This window comes from Rhodococcus oryzae (assembly GCF_005049235.1).
GTDB lineage: Bacteria > Actinomycetota > Actinomycetes > Mycobacteriales > Mycobacteriaceae > Rhodococcus_G > Rhodococcus_G oryzae.
In genome coordinates, this window is sequence record NZ_SUMD01000008.1 from 191,170 (window position 1) to 207,299 (window position 16,130).

15 protein-coding genes are annotated in these 16,130 nt (G+C 69.4%); 9 read left to right on the top strand and 6 right to left on the bottom strand.

Annotated features, from left to right (window positions below; all coding sequences use genetic code 11):
- Positions 1–69 precede the first annotated feature (69 nt).
- Positions 70–552, bottom strand: a complete 483-nt coding sequence (locus FCG67_RS17645; RefSeq protein ID WP_136910984.1) for an adenosine-specific kinase — start codon at positions 550–552, stop codon at positions 70–72.
- 309 nt (positions 553–861) lie between these two features.
- Between FCG67_RS17645 and FCG67_RS17650 the strand changes: the two genes are divergently transcribed.
- Positions 862–2,256 carry an FAD-binding oxidoreductase gene (locus tag FCG67_RS17650; protein WP_136910985.1) on the top strand — a complete coding sequence of 465 codons (1,395 nt, stop codon included), beginning with the start codon at positions 862–864 and terminating at the stop codon, positions 2,254–2,256.
- An 8-nt stretch (positions 2,257–2,264) separates the two neighbouring features.
- On the opposite strand, the gene FCG67_RS17655 is transcribed toward FCG67_RS17650, so the two are convergent.
- Positions 2,265–2,864: a TetR/AcrR family transcriptional regulator gene (locus tag FCG67_RS17655; protein ID WP_136910986.1), complete on the bottom strand. Its 600-nt coding sequence runs from the start codon at positions 2,862–2,864 to the stop codon at positions 2,265–2,267.
- Positions 2,865–2,953: 89 nt separating this feature from the next.
- Here FCG67_RS17655 and FCG67_RS17660 point away from each other — a divergent pair, with 89 nt between their 5' ends.
- Positions 2,954–3,613, top strand: a complete 660-nt coding sequence (locus FCG67_RS17660) for an enoyl-CoA hydratase-related protein (RefSeq protein WP_136911052.1) — start codon at positions 2,954–2,956, stop codon at positions 3,611–3,613.
- Positions 3,614–3,618: 5 nt separating this feature from the next.
- Here the strand turns inward: FCG67_RS17660 and FCG67_RS17665 are convergent, their stop codons facing one another.
- Positions 3,619–4,233: a dihydrofolate reductase family protein gene (locus FCG67_RS17665; RefSeq protein WP_136910987.1), complete on the bottom strand. Its 615-nt coding sequence runs from the start codon at positions 4,231–4,233 to the stop codon at positions 3,619–3,621.
- A gap of 74 nt (positions 4,234–4,307) precedes the next feature.
- Entirely contained in the window at positions 4,308–5,210 is a 903-nt protein-coding gene (locus tag FCG67_RS17670; RefSeq protein WP_246045136.1) for a LysR family transcriptional regulator, read from the bottom strand.
- A 169-nt stretch (positions 5,211–5,379) separates the two neighbouring features.
- Here FCG67_RS17670 and FCG67_RS17675 point away from each other — a divergent pair, with 169 nt between their 5' ends.
- The 7 genes from FCG67_RS17675 to FCG67_RS17705 all read left to right on the top strand — a co-directional run bounded on the left by FCG67_RS17675 (position 5,380) and on the right by FCG67_RS17705 (position 14,861).
- Positions 5,380–6,810 (top strand): MFS transporter, encoded by a 1,431-nt coding sequence (locus FCG67_RS17675; protein WP_136910989.1) that lies wholly within the window; start codon positions 5,380–5,382, stop codon positions 6,808–6,810.
- Positions 6,807–7,559 carry a 3-hydroxybutyrate dehydrogenase gene (locus FCG67_RS17680; protein WP_136910990.1) on the top strand — a complete coding sequence of 251 codons (753 nt, stop codon included), beginning with the start codon at positions 6,807–6,809 and terminating at the stop codon, positions 7,557–7,559. Before FCG67_RS17675 ends, FCG67_RS17680 begins: the two co-directional genes overlap by 4 nt.
- Entirely contained in the window at positions 7,559–8,326 is a 768-nt protein-coding gene (locus FCG67_RS17685; protein ID WP_211243249.1) for a CoA transferase subunit A, read from the top strand. The genes FCG67_RS17680 and FCG67_RS17685 overlap by 1 nt, the downstream gene beginning before the upstream one ends.
- Positions 8,327–8,328: 2 nt before the next feature.
- Positions 8,329–9,009: a CoA transferase subunit B gene (locus tag FCG67_RS17690; protein WP_246045138.1), complete on the top strand. Its 681-nt coding sequence runs from the start codon at positions 8,329–8,331 to the stop codon at positions 9,007–9,009.
- 267 nt (positions 9,010–9,276) lie between these two features.
- Positions 9,277–11,880 (top strand): beta strand repeat-containing protein, encoded by a 2,604-nt coding sequence (locus tag FCG67_RS25580; RefSeq protein WP_136910992.1) that lies wholly within the window; start codon positions 9,277–9,279, stop codon positions 11,878–11,880.
- A 162-nt stretch (positions 11,881–12,042) separates the two neighbouring features.
- Complete coding sequence (locus FCG67_RS17700) at positions 12,043–13,398, top strand: MFS transporter (RefSeq protein WP_136910993.1); 1,356 nt, start codon at positions 12,043–12,045, stop codon at positions 13,396–13,398.
- The gene (locus tag FCG67_RS17705) at positions 13,395–14,861 is read left to right on the top strand and encodes a pyridoxal phosphate-dependent decarboxylase family protein (protein ID WP_136910994.1); all 1,467 of its coding nucleotides are present in this window, start codon (positions 13,395–13,397) and stop codon (positions 14,859–14,861) included. Before FCG67_RS17700 ends, FCG67_RS17705 begins: the two co-directional genes overlap by 4 nt.
- Positions 14,862–14,921: 60 nt before the next feature.
- On the opposite strand, the gene FCG67_RS17710 is transcribed toward FCG67_RS17705, so the two are convergent.
- On the bottom strand, positions 14,922–15,398 hold the full coding sequence (locus FCG67_RS17710; RefSeq protein ID WP_136910995.1) for a Dps family protein: 477 nt from the start codon (positions 15,396–15,398) through the stop codon (positions 14,922–14,924).
- A gap of 128 nt (positions 15,399–15,526) precedes the next feature.
- On the bottom strand, positions 15,527–15,985 hold the full coding sequence (locus FCG67_RS17715) for a Fur family transcriptional regulator (RefSeq protein WP_136910996.1): 459 nt from the start codon (positions 15,983–15,985) through the stop codon (positions 15,527–15,529).
- Positions 15,986–16,130 lie beyond the last annotated feature (145 nt).

Consider the following 16,130-nt stretch of genomic DNA (forward strand, 5'->3'; position numbering starts at 1 on the left):
CGCCGCCGGGGCCATTGGTCACCTCGCGGCCCTCCACCTCCCGGCACGCACCCGGTCAACGCAAGGCGCTCAGAGCTTGTAGCCGATCGTGCGGAGCAATGCCCGGCGGTCGGCGACGTCGGCACTCGTCTCCACCCCGACCGGTGGGCGTCCGTCGATCACGCCAGCGATGCCCCGGCCGAGCTCCGTCTCGGCCACGATGATCTCGACGGGGTTCGCTGTGGCGCAGAAGATGCCGCATACCTCCGGTACCTGTTTCAGAGCGTTAAGGATGTTCACCGGATATCCGTCCTCCACGAACACGAAGAACGAGTGGCCCGCGCCGACCGCGATCGCGTTGCGCGTGGCCAGCTCGACGAGGCGATCGTCGTTGCCCGAGCAGCGCACGAGGCAAGGTCCGGAGGCCTCGCAGAACGCCACACCGAACCGGAGGTGGGGACTCACTCCAGCCAGTGCCTCGTGCAGGTCCTCGACGGTCTTGATGAAGTGGGACTGCCCGACGACCACGTTCATGTTGTCGGGCTTTTCGACCGCCACGATGTGCAACTCCACGATCACCTCCTGGGGTGACTGCGATTCGGCAGGCCAGCGTCGACTAACAGTCTGCCCCGCTCCGGCGAGGGCCACAACAACGTGATTCGAACGCGATCAGCAGCCGCGCCAGGCCATCGCCCGGATCAGGCGGCCCGGGACTCCTTGCCGCCCGCGAGCGCCACCGAATACGATTGACGCACGTCACAGGTGCCTTGTTCGGGGCGCCGTCGCGGTCCGGTCGGCACCGAGGTCCGGCGTTCTCGGACAGTGGGGAGCAACGCGCGACCGCACGCCATGCGGAGCCGGCCCCGACGGACGGAGAGCGTGATGACTGAGGTGAGAGACGACCTCGACGTGCTGAGGTCGGCGATCGGCGGGCCGGTGTTCGGCCCCGACGACACCGGATACGACGAGGCCAGATCGATCTGGAACGGCGACATCGATCGCCGTCCGCTCTGCGTCGCGCGATGCCTGTCCGCTGCTGACGTCGGTTCCGCGCTTGGCTTCGCCCGGGATCGAGAACTCGAGGTCTCGGTCCGGGGCGGCGGGCACGCCTACAGCGGCACCTCCGTCAGCGAGGGCGGCCTGATGATCGACCTCAGCGAGATGAACGGCACCTCGGTGGAACCCGAGACCGGGATGGCACGGATCGGGGGCGGCGCCACGATGGCTGACCTGGACGCCGCGACCCAGGCACACGGGCTGGCCGTGACCGGCGGGGTGATCAGCCACACCGGGGTCGGAGGGCTCACCCTCGGTGGCGGCATGGGTTGGCTGACCCAGCTCGCCGGGCTGTCCATCGACAACCTGGCATCGGCCGAGGTGGTGCTCGCGGACAGCAGCGTCGTCCGGGCCTCCGACGACGAGCACCCGGATCTGTTCTGGGCGCTGCGGGGCGGCGGCGGGAACTTCGGCGTGGTCACCGAGTTCGAGTACCGCCTCCATCCGGTCGGCCCCGAGGTGAACCTCGGGCTGTTCTTCTGGTCGCTCGACGACGGCGCCGCCGCGCTTCGCCTGTGCCAGGAGTTCATCCCGACACTACCGGCCAGGGCCGGCTGCCTGATTGCGGCCGGGATGTGTGCACCGCCGGAACCCTTTGTGCCCGAGCAGTTCCGGGGCATGCCCGGCCACGCGCTCATCGTTGCCGGATACTCGTCTGCGGCGGAACACGCGTCCACGGTGGCACCGATCAGGGACGCCCTGGCACCGCTGTTCGAGTTCGTCACCCCGATCCCCTACACCGGACTGCAGCAGATGTTCGACGACGCCGCACCCTGGGGCATCCTCGGCTACGAGAAAGCGCTCGACCTCGATGCCCTCACGGACGAGGCGATCGCCGTGATCGTCGAGCAGGCGCCGCGCAAGAGTTCTCCGCTCTCGTTCATGCCCATCTTCCGCCTCGACGGCGCCTTCACTGCCGTCGGCGAGGACGACACGGCATTCGGTGGTGCTCGCACCCCACACTATGTCTGCAACATCGCCGGGATGTCCGACACCCCAGAGGTATTCGCCGCCGACCGGGCGTGGACCCGCTCGATCTGGGAGGCGCTCCGTCCGCTCTCGTCCAACCAGGGCAGCTACGTCAACTTCATGGCGGAACCGGACGAGGACCGAGTCCGGGCCGCGTACGGGCCCGGCAAGTACGACCGGCTGGCCGCGGTCAAGGCACAGTACGACCCCGACAACACCTTCCATCTCAACGCCAACATCAGGCCGGCCTGAGCCGCGGGCTAGCTTTGCGGACGGGTCGCGACGATCGCCCGCACGGCGTCGGGTAGCCGGTCCCGGCGACTCCTCGGCGGCCGGGCGCCCGCCTGGAGGTAACGCCCGGCGAAGCTGTACGGCAGGTCGACAAGGGCAAGCACCACCAGGTCCGTCTCCCGCTTGCCCGCCCGCCCGAACACCGCGCGCGCCAGCTCCGCGATCAGGCCGCCGGTCTGCTCGTCGGACTGTCCGACCTCGGCGATCAACTCGTCGCCCAGGCTCAGGTGCAGCACGTCCTCGCGGCGGAGCCGATCCAGCAACAACATGTCGGCCGGCTCGGCGACGCAGTGGTCGTAGAGCGCGAGGGCCAGCTCCACCACCACCTCGACCGGCTCCCCGGCGGGGTCGAACCCGGCGGGCCGGACCTGCTGGGTGCGGCGCACAGCTCGCAGCCAGGTCCGCGCGAGCAGTTCGTCGATCGAGGCGAAGCGGTGATAGATCGACCCGGTCGGCGCGCCCGCCCGCGCGGCGATCAGGGCGACCGTCGCGGACCGCGGACCGCGCTCGAGGATCACCTCGCGCGCGGCGTCGAGCAGTGCGTCGGTGGAGAACGTGGTGCGGACCATTCGCCGAGTATCGCAGAATCCGCGGCTGGACAGCCATCCGCTCTAGAAGATAGTTTCTAGAAATGACATTCCTGAACACCCCCGACGACCTGCCCACCCTCACACGAGACGGCGACGTCTTCGTGCTGAGTCTGGGGTCCGGCGAGAACCGCTTCAACCCCGACTGGCTCGACGCGGTCGACGCGCACCTCGACACCGTCGAGGCCGCCGAGGGGCCAAGGGCCCTCGTCACCACCGCCGCGGGCAAGATCTGGAGCAACGGCCTCGACCTACAGTGGCTGATGGCCAACGCCGACCAGATCCCGGCGTTCGGCGCGCGGGTCGAGACACTGTTCGCCCGCGTCCTCGTCCTGGGGTTGCCGACGGTCGCGGCGCTGCAGGGACATGCCTTCGGCGCGGGCGCCATGCTGGCGCTCGCCCACGATCAACGGGTCATGCGCGCCGACCGCGGGTTCTTCTGCTTCCCCGAGGTCGACATCCAGATCCCATTCTCGGTGGGCATGTCCGACCTGATCGCCGCCAAGCTCCCGGTCCGCACCGCGCACGACGCCATGACCACCGGCAGGCGCTATGGCGGGGCCGACTCCACCGCCGAGGGCATCGTCGACGAGGCGGTCGACGAGCAATCCGTCCTGCCCGCCGCGATGGACCGCGCCCGGGCCCTCACGCCCAAGGCAGGCGAGACCCTGGGCACGATCAAGGAACGCCGGTACCGCACGGCGCTCGCGGAGCTGCGGAACCCCGCCTAGGCCCGCTACTCCTCGCCGAAGTCGCCGTACTCGGGCTCACCCGAACGCTCGTACGAGCTGATGACCACGCCCGAACTCGTGACGCGCGACTGCGCCAACGCGAAGGCGGTCGGCAGCGCGTCGGTCGGGAACAGCCGCTTTCCGGTGCCGAGCAGGACCGGGAAGGACAGCAGGTGCAGCGTGTCGACCAGACCCTCCCGCAGCAGCCACTGCACGAGTGCCCCGCTGCCGTGGACCTGGAGCTCACGCCCGTTCTGTGCCTTGAGGTCCGCGACTGCCCGGCGCGTGTCACCGCCGATCAGGCGGCTGTTCTGCCAGTCGGCCGCGGCGAGGGTGGTCGTGGCGACGTGCTTCGGCAGCCTGTTGAGCCGGCCGGCGATCGGGTCGGCCGGGTCGTCGTGATTCGGCCAGTACGACGCGAAGATCTCGTACGTCTTCCGGCCGAGCAGAAACGCGTCCGCCTGGTCGAACACCTCGATCATGAACCGCCCGAAGTCCTCGTCACCGTATGGCGCCGACCACCCACCGTGGACGAACCCGTCGCTGGGGTCCTCCTCGGGACCGCCCGGTGCCTGGTAGACGCCGTCGAGGGTGACGAAGGTGGTGACAGTCAGTTTCATCGTCGTGCTCCTGTGTGCTCGGTGTCGCGGGTGTCATGGGTTCTGACTCCCGGACGGACCGAAACTCATCGGCGCTACCGAAACGTCCCGAGCAGCCGGTCGCGCTCCCGCTCGGCGGTGTCCCTGATCTCCTCGACGACAGCCGCCACCTCCCGCCTGCGCAGCGCCTCCGACCGGGCCACCAGCCAATAGGTCAGTTTCGTCGAGACCAACTCCGGCAGCAGCCGCACCAGGTCCGGGTGCCGGTCGGCCATGAAGCAGGGCAGCAGCCCGATCCCCGCCGCGGCCCTGGTGGCCTCCACGTGCACGAAGACGTTCGTGGAGCTCACCGACTCCCGCATCTCGGGAGCGATGCTCCGCGCGACGTCCAGGTCGTCGACCTGCAGCATCGAATCGACGAAGTACACAAGGGGGTGTTCGGCCAGTTCCTCGATCGCGCGCGGGGTGCCGCGCTCGCGCAGATAGTCACGGGAGGCGTACAGCCCCAGCACGTAGTCCGCCAGCGGCAGGGCCTCGGCCCGGTGCACCTGCGGCCGTCCGACCACGATCTCCACGTCCATGCCGGACCGCTGCCTGGACGCCCGGCGGGTGGTCGCCACGATCTCCACCGCGAGGTCCGGGTGACGCCTGCGCACCCGCGCGGCGGCGGGGGCGGCGATGTACGCGCTGAACCCGTCCGTCGCGGACACCCGCACGACGCCTTTGAGCCTGCCCTGCCCGGAGGAATCGGAGGCGAGCGCGTCGACGACCGTCTCGACGCTCTCCGCGGCAGCCAGCGCCTGCCTGCCGAGGTCCGTCAGTTCCCAGCCACCCGCCGCCCGCACCAGCAGCCGTCCACCCAGGCTCTTCTCCAGCGCTGCGATGCGGCGGGAGATGGTCGTGTGGTTGACACCGAGATCCTCTGCGGCCGAGGTGAAGCGCCCGGTCCGGCCGACGGCGAGCAGCACCAGGAGGTCGTCGGCGCTCGGACGACCCAGAGAATGCCGCTCCACGGAATCCACCACATCTGCATTCTTGCAGATCCAGAGTGCGATTTTCCTCATTGTGGGCCGCATCGCGTGCACCAATACTCATCGCAGGACGCCGAATGTGGACTGCATCACAGGGCGAACTCGATTGTCGGGCCGAGCACATGAGGAGTCAGCGATGAGTACCGAACAACTGTCACGGGCGGGCGGGGGCGACCCGGCCCCGGCCCCGGACACCGCGCCGTCCGGGCTGAAAAAGGTCGTCGGTGCGTCGATGGCGGGCACCGTCGTCGAATGGTACGAGTTCTTCCTCTACGGCACCGCCGCCACGCTGGTCTTCTCCAAGGTCTTCTTCCCCGCGGGCGGTAACGAGCTCGATGCGATCATCGCCGCGTTCGTCACCTACGCGGTCGGCTTCGCGGCCCGGCCCATCGGCGGCATCGTCTTCGGACACTTCGGCGACAAGTTCGGACGCAAGAAGCTGCTGCAGTTCAGCCTGCTGCTCGTCGGCGCGGCCACCTTCCTGATGGGCTGCATCCCCACCTTCGGGCAGATCGGCTACTGGGCGCCCGCGATCCTGGTGGCGCTGCGCTTCATTCAGGGCTTCGCCGTCGGCGGCGAATGGGGCGGAGCGGTGCTGCTCGTCGCCGAGCACAGCCCCAACCGCAGTCGCGGGTTCTGGGCCAGTTGGCCGCAGGCGGGCGTCCCCGCAGGCAACCTGCTCGCCACCATCGTGCTCCTGGTCCTGACGAGCACACTCTCCGACGCGGCCTTCCTCAGCTGGGGCTGGCGCGTGGCGTTCTGGCTGTCCGCCCTGATCGTGTTGGTGGGCTATTACATTCGCACCAAGGTCAGCGACGCACCGATCTTCCTCGAGGCACAGAAACTGGTCGAGAAGAACAAGGCCGCCTCGTACGGCGTGTTCGAGGTGCTGCGCCGCTACCCGCGCGGCGTGCTCACCGCGATGGGGCTGCGGTTCGCGGAGAACATCATGTACTACCTGGTGGTGACCTTCTCGATCACCTATCTCAAGGTGGTCGTGCACGCCGACACCAGCAAGATCCTGTGGATGATGCTCATCGCCCACGCCGTGCATTTCGTCGCGGTTCCGCTGTGCGGCCGGCTGTCCGACACCCTCGGCCGCCGCCCCACCTACCTGATCGGCGCCGTCCTGGCGGGCACCTGGGGCTTCTTCGCCTTCCCGATGATGGACAGCGCGCACAACGCGGTCGTCCTGGCGGCCATCGTGATCGGGCTGATCATCCACGCCTTCATGTACGCCGGCCAGCCCGCGATCATGGCGGAGATGTTCCCGACCCGGATGCGCTACTCCGGCGTCTCGCTCGGCTACCAGGTCACCTCCATCGTGGCGGGCTCGCTCGCGCCGATCATCGCGGCCAGCCTGCTCAGCCGTTTCGACTCGTCCGTGCCGATCGCGTTCTACCTGCTCGGCGCTTCGGTCGTGACCATCATCGCGGTCGCCTTCGCCCGTGAGACCAAGGGCATCTCGCTCGAATCCGTCGACGCCGCGGACGCGAGGACCCTCGCCGAGGAGAAGGCGGCGGACGCACCGCTCGTCACCGGCCAGAGCGCGGCGGTGGCCCGATGACCGCGCAGACGCTCGCCGGGCGCTCGGCCCTGATCACCGGCGGCGCGAGCGGGATCGGTGCGGCCACCGCAAGGGCGCTCGCGGCGAGGGGCGCCCGCGTCGTGATCGCCGATGTCGACGACATCGCCGCCAAGTCGCTCGCCGACGAACTCGACGGCCGGGCCTGGGCCGTCGACCTGCTCGACACCGAGGCGCTCGCCGGGCTCACGCTCGAGATGGACATCCTGGTGAACAACGCGGGCGTGCAGAGCATCAGCCCCATCGAGGATTTCCCGCCCGCGGAATTCCGCAGGCTGTTGACGCTGATGGTGGAGGCACCGTTCCTGCTGATCCGGGCGGCCCTTCCGCACATGTACGCCAACGGATTCGGCCGGATCATCAACATCTCCTCGGTGCACGGGCTGCGCGCCTCCGAGTTCAAGTCCGCGTATGTCACCGCGAAACACGGCCTCGAGGGACTGTCCAAGGTGACCGCGCTCGAGGGTGGCCGACATGGGGTGACCAGCAACTGCGTCAACCCGGGGTACGTGCGAACCCCCCTGGTGGAGAAGCAGATCGCCGACCAGGCCGCCGTGCACGGCATCCCGGAGGAGGAAGTGCTCGCACGAGTGATGCTCACCGAGAGCGCGATCAAGAGGCTGGTCGAACCCGCCGAGGTCGCCTCGCTGGTGGCGTGGCTGGCGGGCGACGAGGCCGGCATGGTGACCGGCGCCTCGTACACGATGGACGGCGGGTGGAGCGCGCGATGATGGACAAGACCGTACGCACGGCCGCCGAGGCCGTCGCGGACATCACCGACGGCTCCAGCCTGGCGGTGGGCGGGTTCGGGCTCTGCGGCATCCCCTCGTCGCTCATCCAGGCGGTACTCGACGGCGGCGCCTCGGATCTCGAGGTTGTCAGCAACAATTGCGGCGTCGACGACTGGGGTCTGGGATTGCTCCTCGGCGCGGGCCGGATCCGGAAGATGGTCTCCTCCTATGTCGGGGAGAACAAGGAGTTCGAGCGCCAGTTCCTCTCCGGCGAACTGGAACTGGAGCTGACACCGCAGGGCACGTTGGCGGAGAAGCTCCGGGCCGGCGGCTCGGGCATCGCCGCGTTCTACACCCAGAGCGGGGTCGGCACCCAGGTCGCCGAGGGCGGGCTGCCGCGCCGGTACGACGGCGCGGGCGGTGTCGCGGTGGCCTCGCCCGCCAAGCCGGTGCAGGCCTTCGGCGGCCGCGACTACGTGCTCGAGGAGGCGATCAGCACCGACTTCGCCCTCGTCCACGCCGCACGGGGCGACCGGCACGGCAATCTGGTGTTCGATCTGTCGGCCCGCAACTTCTCGCCGCTGGCGGCCATGGCGGGCCGGATCACCGTCGCCCAGGTCGAGGAACTGGTGGAACCGGGCGAGCTCGATCCCGACGCCGTGCACCTGCCGGGGGTGTACGTGCACCGCGTCCTCGAGGTCGGCCACGGCATCACCAAACGGATCGAGAAGCGCACCGTCAGAACGACTACCGAGAGCGAGCGATGAGCATGGCCGGCGGCAACACCACGGCGGGCGCCCGCACCCGCGAGGAGATGGCGGCGCGCGCCGCGCAGGAACTGCGCGACGGCTGGTACGTGAACCTGGGGATCGGACTTCCCACACTGGTGCCGAACTTCGTGCCCCCGGACTGCTCGGTGGTGCTCCAGTCCGAGAACGGAATCCTCGGCGTCGGCCCGTATCCGACTGAGCCAGAGATGGATCCGGATCTGATCAACGCGGGCAAGGAGACGGTGACGGTACTTCCGGGCGCGTCGTTCTTCGACTCCGCGCTCAGCTTCGGGATGATCCGCGGCGGCAAGATCGACGCGGCGATCCTCGGCGGCATGCAGGTCTCGGCGACCGGCGACCTGGCGAACTGGATGATCCCCGGCAAGATGGTGAAAGGACCGGGCGGGGCGATGGACCTCGTGCACGGCGCCGGACGGGTGATCGTGCTGATGGAGCACTGCGCCAGGGACGGCGCACCGAAGATCGTCCAGCGGTGTTCGCTGCCGCTCACCGGCCGGGCGGTGGTCCACCGCATCATCACCGATCTGGCCGTCATCGACGTCACCGCCGCCGGCCTGGTCCTGCGTGAGGTCGCGCCGGGCATCGAGGTGGCACAGGTGCTGGCGTGCACCGAACCCGAACTGATGGTCGACCTGCCGCTCGTGGCGGCGCAGGCCTGAGCGGCCCGCCGCCGGGTGCCGATGAACGCGTTGCATTTTTGGCGCCGGATCGCAAGTCGAAAACCCGGTCCGAGAGTCCACGGAGACCAGTTCGAGGCAACTTTCCAGGCATTATGCGCAAATTCTGGCACGACTTGTTACCCGACCGTAACTTGTGTCGCGTGTAGTCAAAACTGCAACAAGTTCCCGATTGCGGTGGCACAGTGTGGAAACTTCATCCCACCGATGCTCGATTTCCCTCCCGTGAGTCGGGCGCAAGGAGTTTCCATGTCGAGATCCCAAGTGCGGCGTGTTGCCGTACCGGTCACCAGCGCGGCGGTCGTCGCCGGACTGATGCTGATTGGAACCCCGGCGAACGCCGGGACGACCACCTTCAACAGCGCCTGCGTTGCGGGCAGCATCATCGGTGACGTCCAGAAGAACGTCGGCGCATCGATGACGGTTGACGCACCGGCGACGGTGGCACCGGGCGAGGTGTTCACCTACCGCATCAAGCCGAACGCCTCCTCCTACCCCGACAAGGACTCGGGCGCGACGACGACGAATCTCTCTCGGATCAAGTACGACTACGAACTCCCAGCCAACACCGAGTGGGTCAGCGGCGCGGTGGTACCCGGTACCGCAATCGGCCTCGACAACGTTGCACCGAACGTCCTGCTGGTCAACGACTCAGGCAATGCGGACGCGAGCGGGCGTGTCATCCGACTCTCCGGAAACAACCAGGTCATCGGTAACGGACCCTCCACCTCCACCAACTCCGAGGGTGGTATCCGGGTTCCCAAGACAAAGAAGAACCTGGACGGCTCGGCCAGTAGCGGAGACACCTGGTATCAACTCCCCGCGGTCGACGTGACCGTCAAGGCCATCGCGCCCGGCGTGATCACGCCGCGGGTCCGGATCACGGGCAACGCCGCGAACCACGGCGCCATGGAGTCCTTCAGCACCTCTCTGGCCAAGGCCAGCTTCCTGGGCACCCAGTGGGCACCCACCCGGTGCACCCCGCGCGATTCGCAGAGCGCGCCCCTCAATGCCGGCGCCGGTCCGCTGGCCACCATCAACGTGGGCGCCGCCGCCGCGGACACCACCACCACCCTGAACGTCCCCGGCACCGCCAAGACCGGCACCGCCGTCGACCTCACCGCCACCGTCGCCCCCGCGGGCGCCACCGGCACCGTCCAGTTCAAGGACGGCGCCGACAACATCGGCAGCGCCGTCCCGGTCAACAACGGCACCGCCACCCTGAACCACACCTTCACCGCGGACGGCGCGCACGCCATCACCGCCGTGTACAGCGGTGATGCCGCCAACAAGCCGTCCACCTCGGCGGCGGCGACCGTGACCGTCAGCACCGACCCGGTCATCGTCGACACCACCACCACTCTCAACGTCCCGGCCACCGCCAAGACCGGCACCGCCGTCGACCTCACCGCCACCGTCGCCCCCGCGGGCGCCACCGGCACCGTCCAGTTCAAGGACGGCGCCGACAACATCGGCAACGCCGTCCCCGTGAACAACGGCACCGCCACCCTCAGCCACACCTTCACCACCAATGGAGCCCATTCGGTCACCGCGGTCTACAGCGGAGATGCCGGCAACAAGCCGTCCACCTCTGCGGCGGCCAATGTCGATGTCACCACCGACCCGGTCATCGTCGACACCACCACCACACTGAACGTCCCGGCCACCGCCAAGACCGGCACCGCCGTCGACCTCACCGCCACCGTCGCCCCCGCGGGCGCCACCGGCACCGTCCAGTTCAAGGACGGCGCCGACAACATCGGCAACGCCGTCCCGGTCAACAACGGCACCGCCACCCTCAACCACACGTTCACCACCACCGGAAACCATTCCATCACCGCCGTTTACAGCGGTGATGCCGGTAACAAGCCGTCCACCTCGGCGGCATCGAACGTCGACGTCTCCGTCAACGCCGTCGACACCACCACCACGCTGAACGTCCCGGCCACCGCCAAGACCGGCACCGCCGTCGACCTCACCGCCACCATCGCCCCCGCACCCAGCGGCGGCTCGGTCCAGTTCAAGGACGGCGCCACCAACATCGGTGGACCGGTCACCCTCAACGGTGCCACCGCCACCCTGAACCACACCTTCACCACCGACGGAGCGCACCCGGTGACCGCCGTCTACAGCGGCGCCGACGGCTTCAACACCAGCACCAGCACCGCCTCGACCGTCGACGTCTCCACCGACCCCGTCATCGTCGACACCGTGACCACGCTCAACGTCCCGGGCGAGGCGAAAACCGGTGACTCGGTGGACCTCTGGGCCCTGGTGAAGGACAACGAGGGCAACAACGCCGCCGGTGGCACCGTGCAGTTCAAGGACGGTGGCACCAACATCGGCGGCCCGATCGGGCTGGTCGACGGCGGCGCGAAGCTGAGCCACACGTTCACCACCACCGGAGCGCATTCGATCTCCGCGGTCTACAGCGGCGCCGAGAACTTCAACGGCTCCACCGGACAGGCACAGACCGTCACGGTCACCGACCCGGCGCCCGTCGAGGTCGCGACGGTGACGACGCTGACCGTTCCCGGCACCGCAACCAAGGGCACGCCGGTGGACCTGTCGGCAGCTGTGAAGACCGAGTCCGGCGACGCGGTGACCTCGGGCACCGTGACCTTCATGGACGGCGACACCGCGATCGGTGAGGCCGTCGACGTGGTCAACGGACAGGCCACGCTGTCCTACAAGTTCACCCAGACCGGTGACCGTCAGATCAAGGCCGTCTACAGCGGCGCAACCGGATTCAAGGAGTCGACGTCGAGCGCGTCGACCGTGAAGGTCTCCGGCGGCGGTAACCCGGGCGGCACCGGATCGCTCGGCTCGCTCGGCAGCATCTTCGGTTCCTAACACCATCGACGACGAACGCCCCCACCGGCCAGGTGGGGGCGTTCGTCGTCCGGTCGAGGTTTCACGTGAATCACCGTGTCCCGCCGGGCGGCCACCGGGGCCGGCGAATTCTCCCTGAGCGCAACCCTCTCGCGGGCCCGCGCAATGACCTATGTTGGCCGGATGACCATGGCTCCCCCACGGCTGAGCAGATCGACCGTCACCGGCTACTCGCTCGGCTCGGTCGGCACCGGAGGCTTCGCCACACTGCCCGGGCTGGTACTCGCCTACTACCTCACCGACACGCTCGGGGTCGCCGCCGCGGCGGCCTCGATGGTGGTGTTCGTACCCAAGGCACTCGACGTGCTGATCAACCCGTACATCGGGTCTCGCAGCGATGCCGACGCGGCCCGCACCGGGACCCGCCGCCGCTTCCTGCTCCTCGGCGCACTGACCCTGCCGGTGTTCTTCGCGCTCACCTTCGCGGTGCCCGCCGGCACCTCCACTCTCGTCGGCTGCCTCTGGGTGACCACGGCCTTCATCCTCGCCGCGATCGCCTTCGGACTGTTCCAGGTTCCGTACATCGCGCTCCCCGCCGAGCTGACCGAGGACTATCACGAGCGGTCCCGGTTGATGTCCTGGCGCGTCGCGGTGCTCGCCGTCGCGATCCTGCTGTTCGGCGCGGGCGGCCCGGAACTGCGCGAACTCGGCGGCGGGGGCAGGACGGGATACCTGCTGATGGCCGTGATCGCCGGGGTGACCCTCGGGCTCGGCATGCTCGCCGCCTGGCGGATCGCGCCGCGCAGCGCGGGCGTCGGTCACGCACCCGTCGAGGCGTCGTCGGGCCACGGGCTCGCCGACAGCCTCGCCGCGGTGCGCTCGAGCGGCCCGTTCCGATTCCTGCTCGGCACGTTCGCGCTCCAGGCCCTTGCCATCGGCAGCATGCTCGGCGCCGCCCAGTACGCGGCCACCTACGTGCTCGACTCCGAGCGCGCGGTGTCGATCCTGTTCGCCGCCCTGGTCGCACCGGCACTGGCGGTGATGCCGATGTGGATCCGGCTGGTGCGGGCGTGGGGCAAGCAACGCGCGTACTTCCTGGCATCGGGCCTGTTCCTGGCGGCCTCCGTCGCGATGCTCGGTCTGATCGCCGCCCCCGGGCCGTGGGTGTACGCGGTGGTGGCGGTGGCGGGGATCGGTTACGCCGGCATGCAGATGCTGCCGATGTCGATGCTGCCGGACGTGATCAGCGACCACCAGAACACCGCCGCCGGATCCGTGCGGGCCGGCGCCTTCAGCGGGGTGTGGACCGCCGCGGAGACCCTGGGCCTGGCGCTCGGCCCCGCCGTGGTGCTGGCCATCCTCGCCGTGACGGGGTTCGTCTCCTCCACCTCCGACCACCCCGTCGCGCAGTCCGACGGCGCGATCACCGGCATCGTGATCGCCCTCGCCGCCGTACCCGCGGTGCTCGTGGCCGCGAGCATGGTGGCACTGCGCGGATACCGACTGGCAGCCGAAGAACTGAACAGGAGCAGCAAGTGATCTTCGAACGCAGCACCGCCGAGGTGCTCGCCCAGCTCGACGAGCTGAGGAAGGCGGACGCTCCGACCGAGGGCGGGCACCTGCTGTCCTACGTGTACGACCCCGGGGTCGCGGAACTGCACGAGGTGGCGGCAGAGGCGGCCCGAAAGGCCCAGCCGCTCAACGGACTCGACCCCACCACGTTCCCGTCCGTCGCGGCGCTCGAGCGCGACCTCATCGCGACGGCCCGCGACGTGCTGGCCGCGGGCGTACCCGACGTCGTCGGCAGCGTCACCAGCGGCGGTACCGAGAGCTGCATCCTCGCGGTCAAGTCCGCCCGCGACACCTGGCGCGCGAGCACAGGCAGCGAGGCGCGGCCGACCCTGGTGATCGGATCCACCGCGCACGCCGCATTCATCAAGGCGGCGCATTACCTGGACCTGCGGTTGCGTGTGTTGCCGGTGGACCCCGACACCTGCAGGCTGCGCGCCGAGGACGTGGCGGCCGCGCTGGACGAGACCGTCGCGCTGGTGGTCGCGTCGACACCGTCCTATCCGCACGGTGCCATGGACCCCGTCGCTGAGATCGCGGAAGTCTGTGCGGCCCAAGGTGTCGCCGTGCACGTCGACGGCTGCATCGGGGCCTGGGTGCTGCCGTGGTGGCCGGGCGCCGAGGACCGCCCCGCCTGGGACCTGCGGGTGCCGGGCGTCGCGAGCATCTCGGTGGACCTGCACAAGTACGGCTACGCCCCGAAGGGCGTGTCGGTTCTGCTCTACCGAGACCGCGACCGGCACCGGCGCCAGTGGTTCGCGACCAGCGCCTGGCCCGGCTACGCCGTCGTCAATCCCACCATCCTCGGCTCCCGAACGGTGATGCCGATCGCCGCGGGCTGGGCGGTGTCGCAGACGCTCGGGCGCAGCGGGTTCGCCGAGCTGACCGGGCAGATCGCGCGGGCGGCCGAACAGGTGCACAAGGCGATCGACGGCATCGAGGGGCTCCGGGTCGTCGGCGACCCGATCGGCCCGCTGCTCGCCGTGGCCGCAGACCCCGACGTCCCCGCCGACCGCAGCGTGGATCCGCACCGGTGGGCCGACGCCGCGAAGGACCTGGGCTGGACGTTGCAGCCGCAGCCGGGGCGGACCCAGTCGGACGGCACCACGCTGCCGCGCACCACCCACCTGACCCTCACGCCGGTCACCGAGCGGGTCAGCGTCGAGCTGTGCGACGCGCTGGCCGAGGCGGCAGATGCGGTGCGCGGCGTGCCGGGCGCACAGGCGCCCGCCGACGTGGTCGCGGCCGCCGGCCAGATCCGACCCGAGGACCTCACCAGTGACAATTGCGCCGCCGTCCTCGCCCTCGTGGGGCTGGAGCCCGGCGGCGGGCTGGACGGCCCGCTGGCCGAGGTGCTGGCGCTGATCGAGGCACTGCCCGAACCGGTGGCGGAGCGACTGCTGATCGAGTTCCTCGCGCGGTTCATGGAGTAGGCGCCTGCGGCGCCTGTGCGCGCTTGACGAGGGTCAGGACTCGTCAAGCGCGCACGGGGCTCACGCTCCCTGCGCCTGCCACATCCAGTGCAGCTGCTCGAGCCGCGCGGTGATGGCGATGAGCAGGTCCTGGGTGACCGGGTCGGCCTTCTCGGTGAGCTCGATGCGGGCGCGGAGGCGTTCGATGACCGCGGTCAGGTTCGCCACGATCGCCTCGACCACGTCGGTGTCCTTCGTCCAGCCCGCGTCGAAGCCCTTCGTCCCCGCGTCCGCGGCGACCGTGGCGGAGCGGCCGTCGGGGCTGACCCCGACCGCGGTCGCACGCTCGGCCGCCTGATCGGTGAAATCACGTGCGGCGGCAACCAATTCGTCCAGCGAGGGGTGTACCGACAGGAAGCTCCGACCGATGACGTTCCAGTGCGCCTGCTTGGCGATGAGACCGAGGTCGATCAGGTCCACGACGGTGCCCTGCAGGGCCTCCCCCGCGATCTGCTGCTGTCCGGCGTCGAGGGTGCTGACGATGGGGCTGGTGGTCATGATTCGCTCCTGCGGTTTCGTATGCGGTCGGTTTCGTAGGGAGGGTGGATGTCGCCATCCGCCCTCACCCAGTTCAACGACGCTTGACCACAATGGTTCCCGAATGTGGCGAAGGGCACTCCCACACGCTAATCGGCCTGGGCCGTACCCCCACCCGCGGCGGCCTGACACCGCGGGCAGCTCCCCCAGAAGACGACCTCGGCCTCGTCGATCACGAATCCGTGGGTGTCCGAGGGCTGCAGGCAGGGGGCGCGGCCGACGACGCAGTCGGAGTCGAACACCGCGCCGCAGCCGCGGCAGACCAGGTGGTGGTGATTGTCCCCGGTTCGGACCTCGAACCGGGCGGGCGAACCGGCCGGTTCGAATCGGCGGAGTATCCCGGCGGCCACGCAGGCCTTCAGCACGTCGTACACCGCCTGGGTGGACACCGAGCCGAGTTCCCGGCGCGCCTCGGTGGCGAGCCGATCGACATCCGAATGCGGCTGCGCAGCAACAGCATTCAACACAGCGACTCGTGGAGCGGTCACCCGGAGCCCCGCCGCGCGCAATTGCGCCCGGGGGTCGAGGTAACCGCCTCCGTGCCCCATGACCCCAGTATGCGCCGGTCCAGGACCACATCAAAGGAGCGATGATCGGCCTCGGACTGACGGCACCGCGGGCACGATGAAGGGCCGCCCGAGAAGATCGGGCGGCCCTTCGGGTCGACGTCCCACAGGCGCCTCTCGGCGAGTG

Excerpts from the sequence above, each read along its gene's own strand:
- FCG67_RS17650 (WP_136910985.1), top strand. The coding sequence starts at position 862 with ATGACTGAGGTGAGAGACGACCTCGACGTGCTGAGGTCGGCGATCGGC.
- FCG67_RS17655 (WP_136910986.1), bottom strand. The coding sequence starts at position 2,864 with ATGGTCCGCACCACGTTCTCCACCGACGCACTGCTCGACGCCGCGCGC.
- FCG67_RS17665 (WP_136910987.1), bottom strand. The coding sequence starts at position 4,233 with ATGAAACTGACTGTCACCACCTTCGTCACCCTCGACGGCGTCTACCAG.
- FCG67_RS17675 (WP_136910989.1), top strand. The coding sequence starts at position 5,380 with ATGAGTACCGAACAACTGTCACGGGCGGGCGGGGGCGACCCGGCCCCG.
- FCG67_RS17680 (WP_136910990.1), top strand. The coding sequence starts at position 6,807 with ATGACCGCGCAGACGCTCGCCGGGCGCTCGGCCCTGATCACCGGCGGC.
- FCG67_RS17685 (WP_211243249.1), top strand. The coding sequence starts at position 7,559 with ATGGACAAGACCGTACGCACGGCCGCCGAGGCCGTCGCGGACATCACC.
- FCG67_RS17690 (WP_246045138.1), top strand. The coding sequence starts at position 8,329 with ATGGCCGGCGGCAACACCACGGCGGGCGCCCGCACCCGCGAGGAGATG.
- FCG67_RS25580 (WP_136910992.1), top strand. The coding sequence starts at position 9,277 with ATGTCGAGATCCCAAGTGCGGCGTGTTGCCGTACCGGTCACCAGCGCG.
- FCG67_RS17700 (WP_136910993.1), top strand. The coding sequence starts at position 12,043 with ATGACCATGGCTCCCCCACGGCTGAGCAGATCGACCGTCACCGGCTAC.
- FCG67_RS17710 (WP_136910995.1), bottom strand. The coding sequence starts at position 15,398 with ATGACCACCAGCCCCATCGTCAGCACCCTCGACGCCGGACAGCAGCAG.
- FCG67_RS17715 (WP_136910996.1), bottom strand. The coding sequence starts at position 15,985 with ATGGGGCACGGAGGCGGTTACCTCGACCCCCGGGCGCAATTGCGCGCG.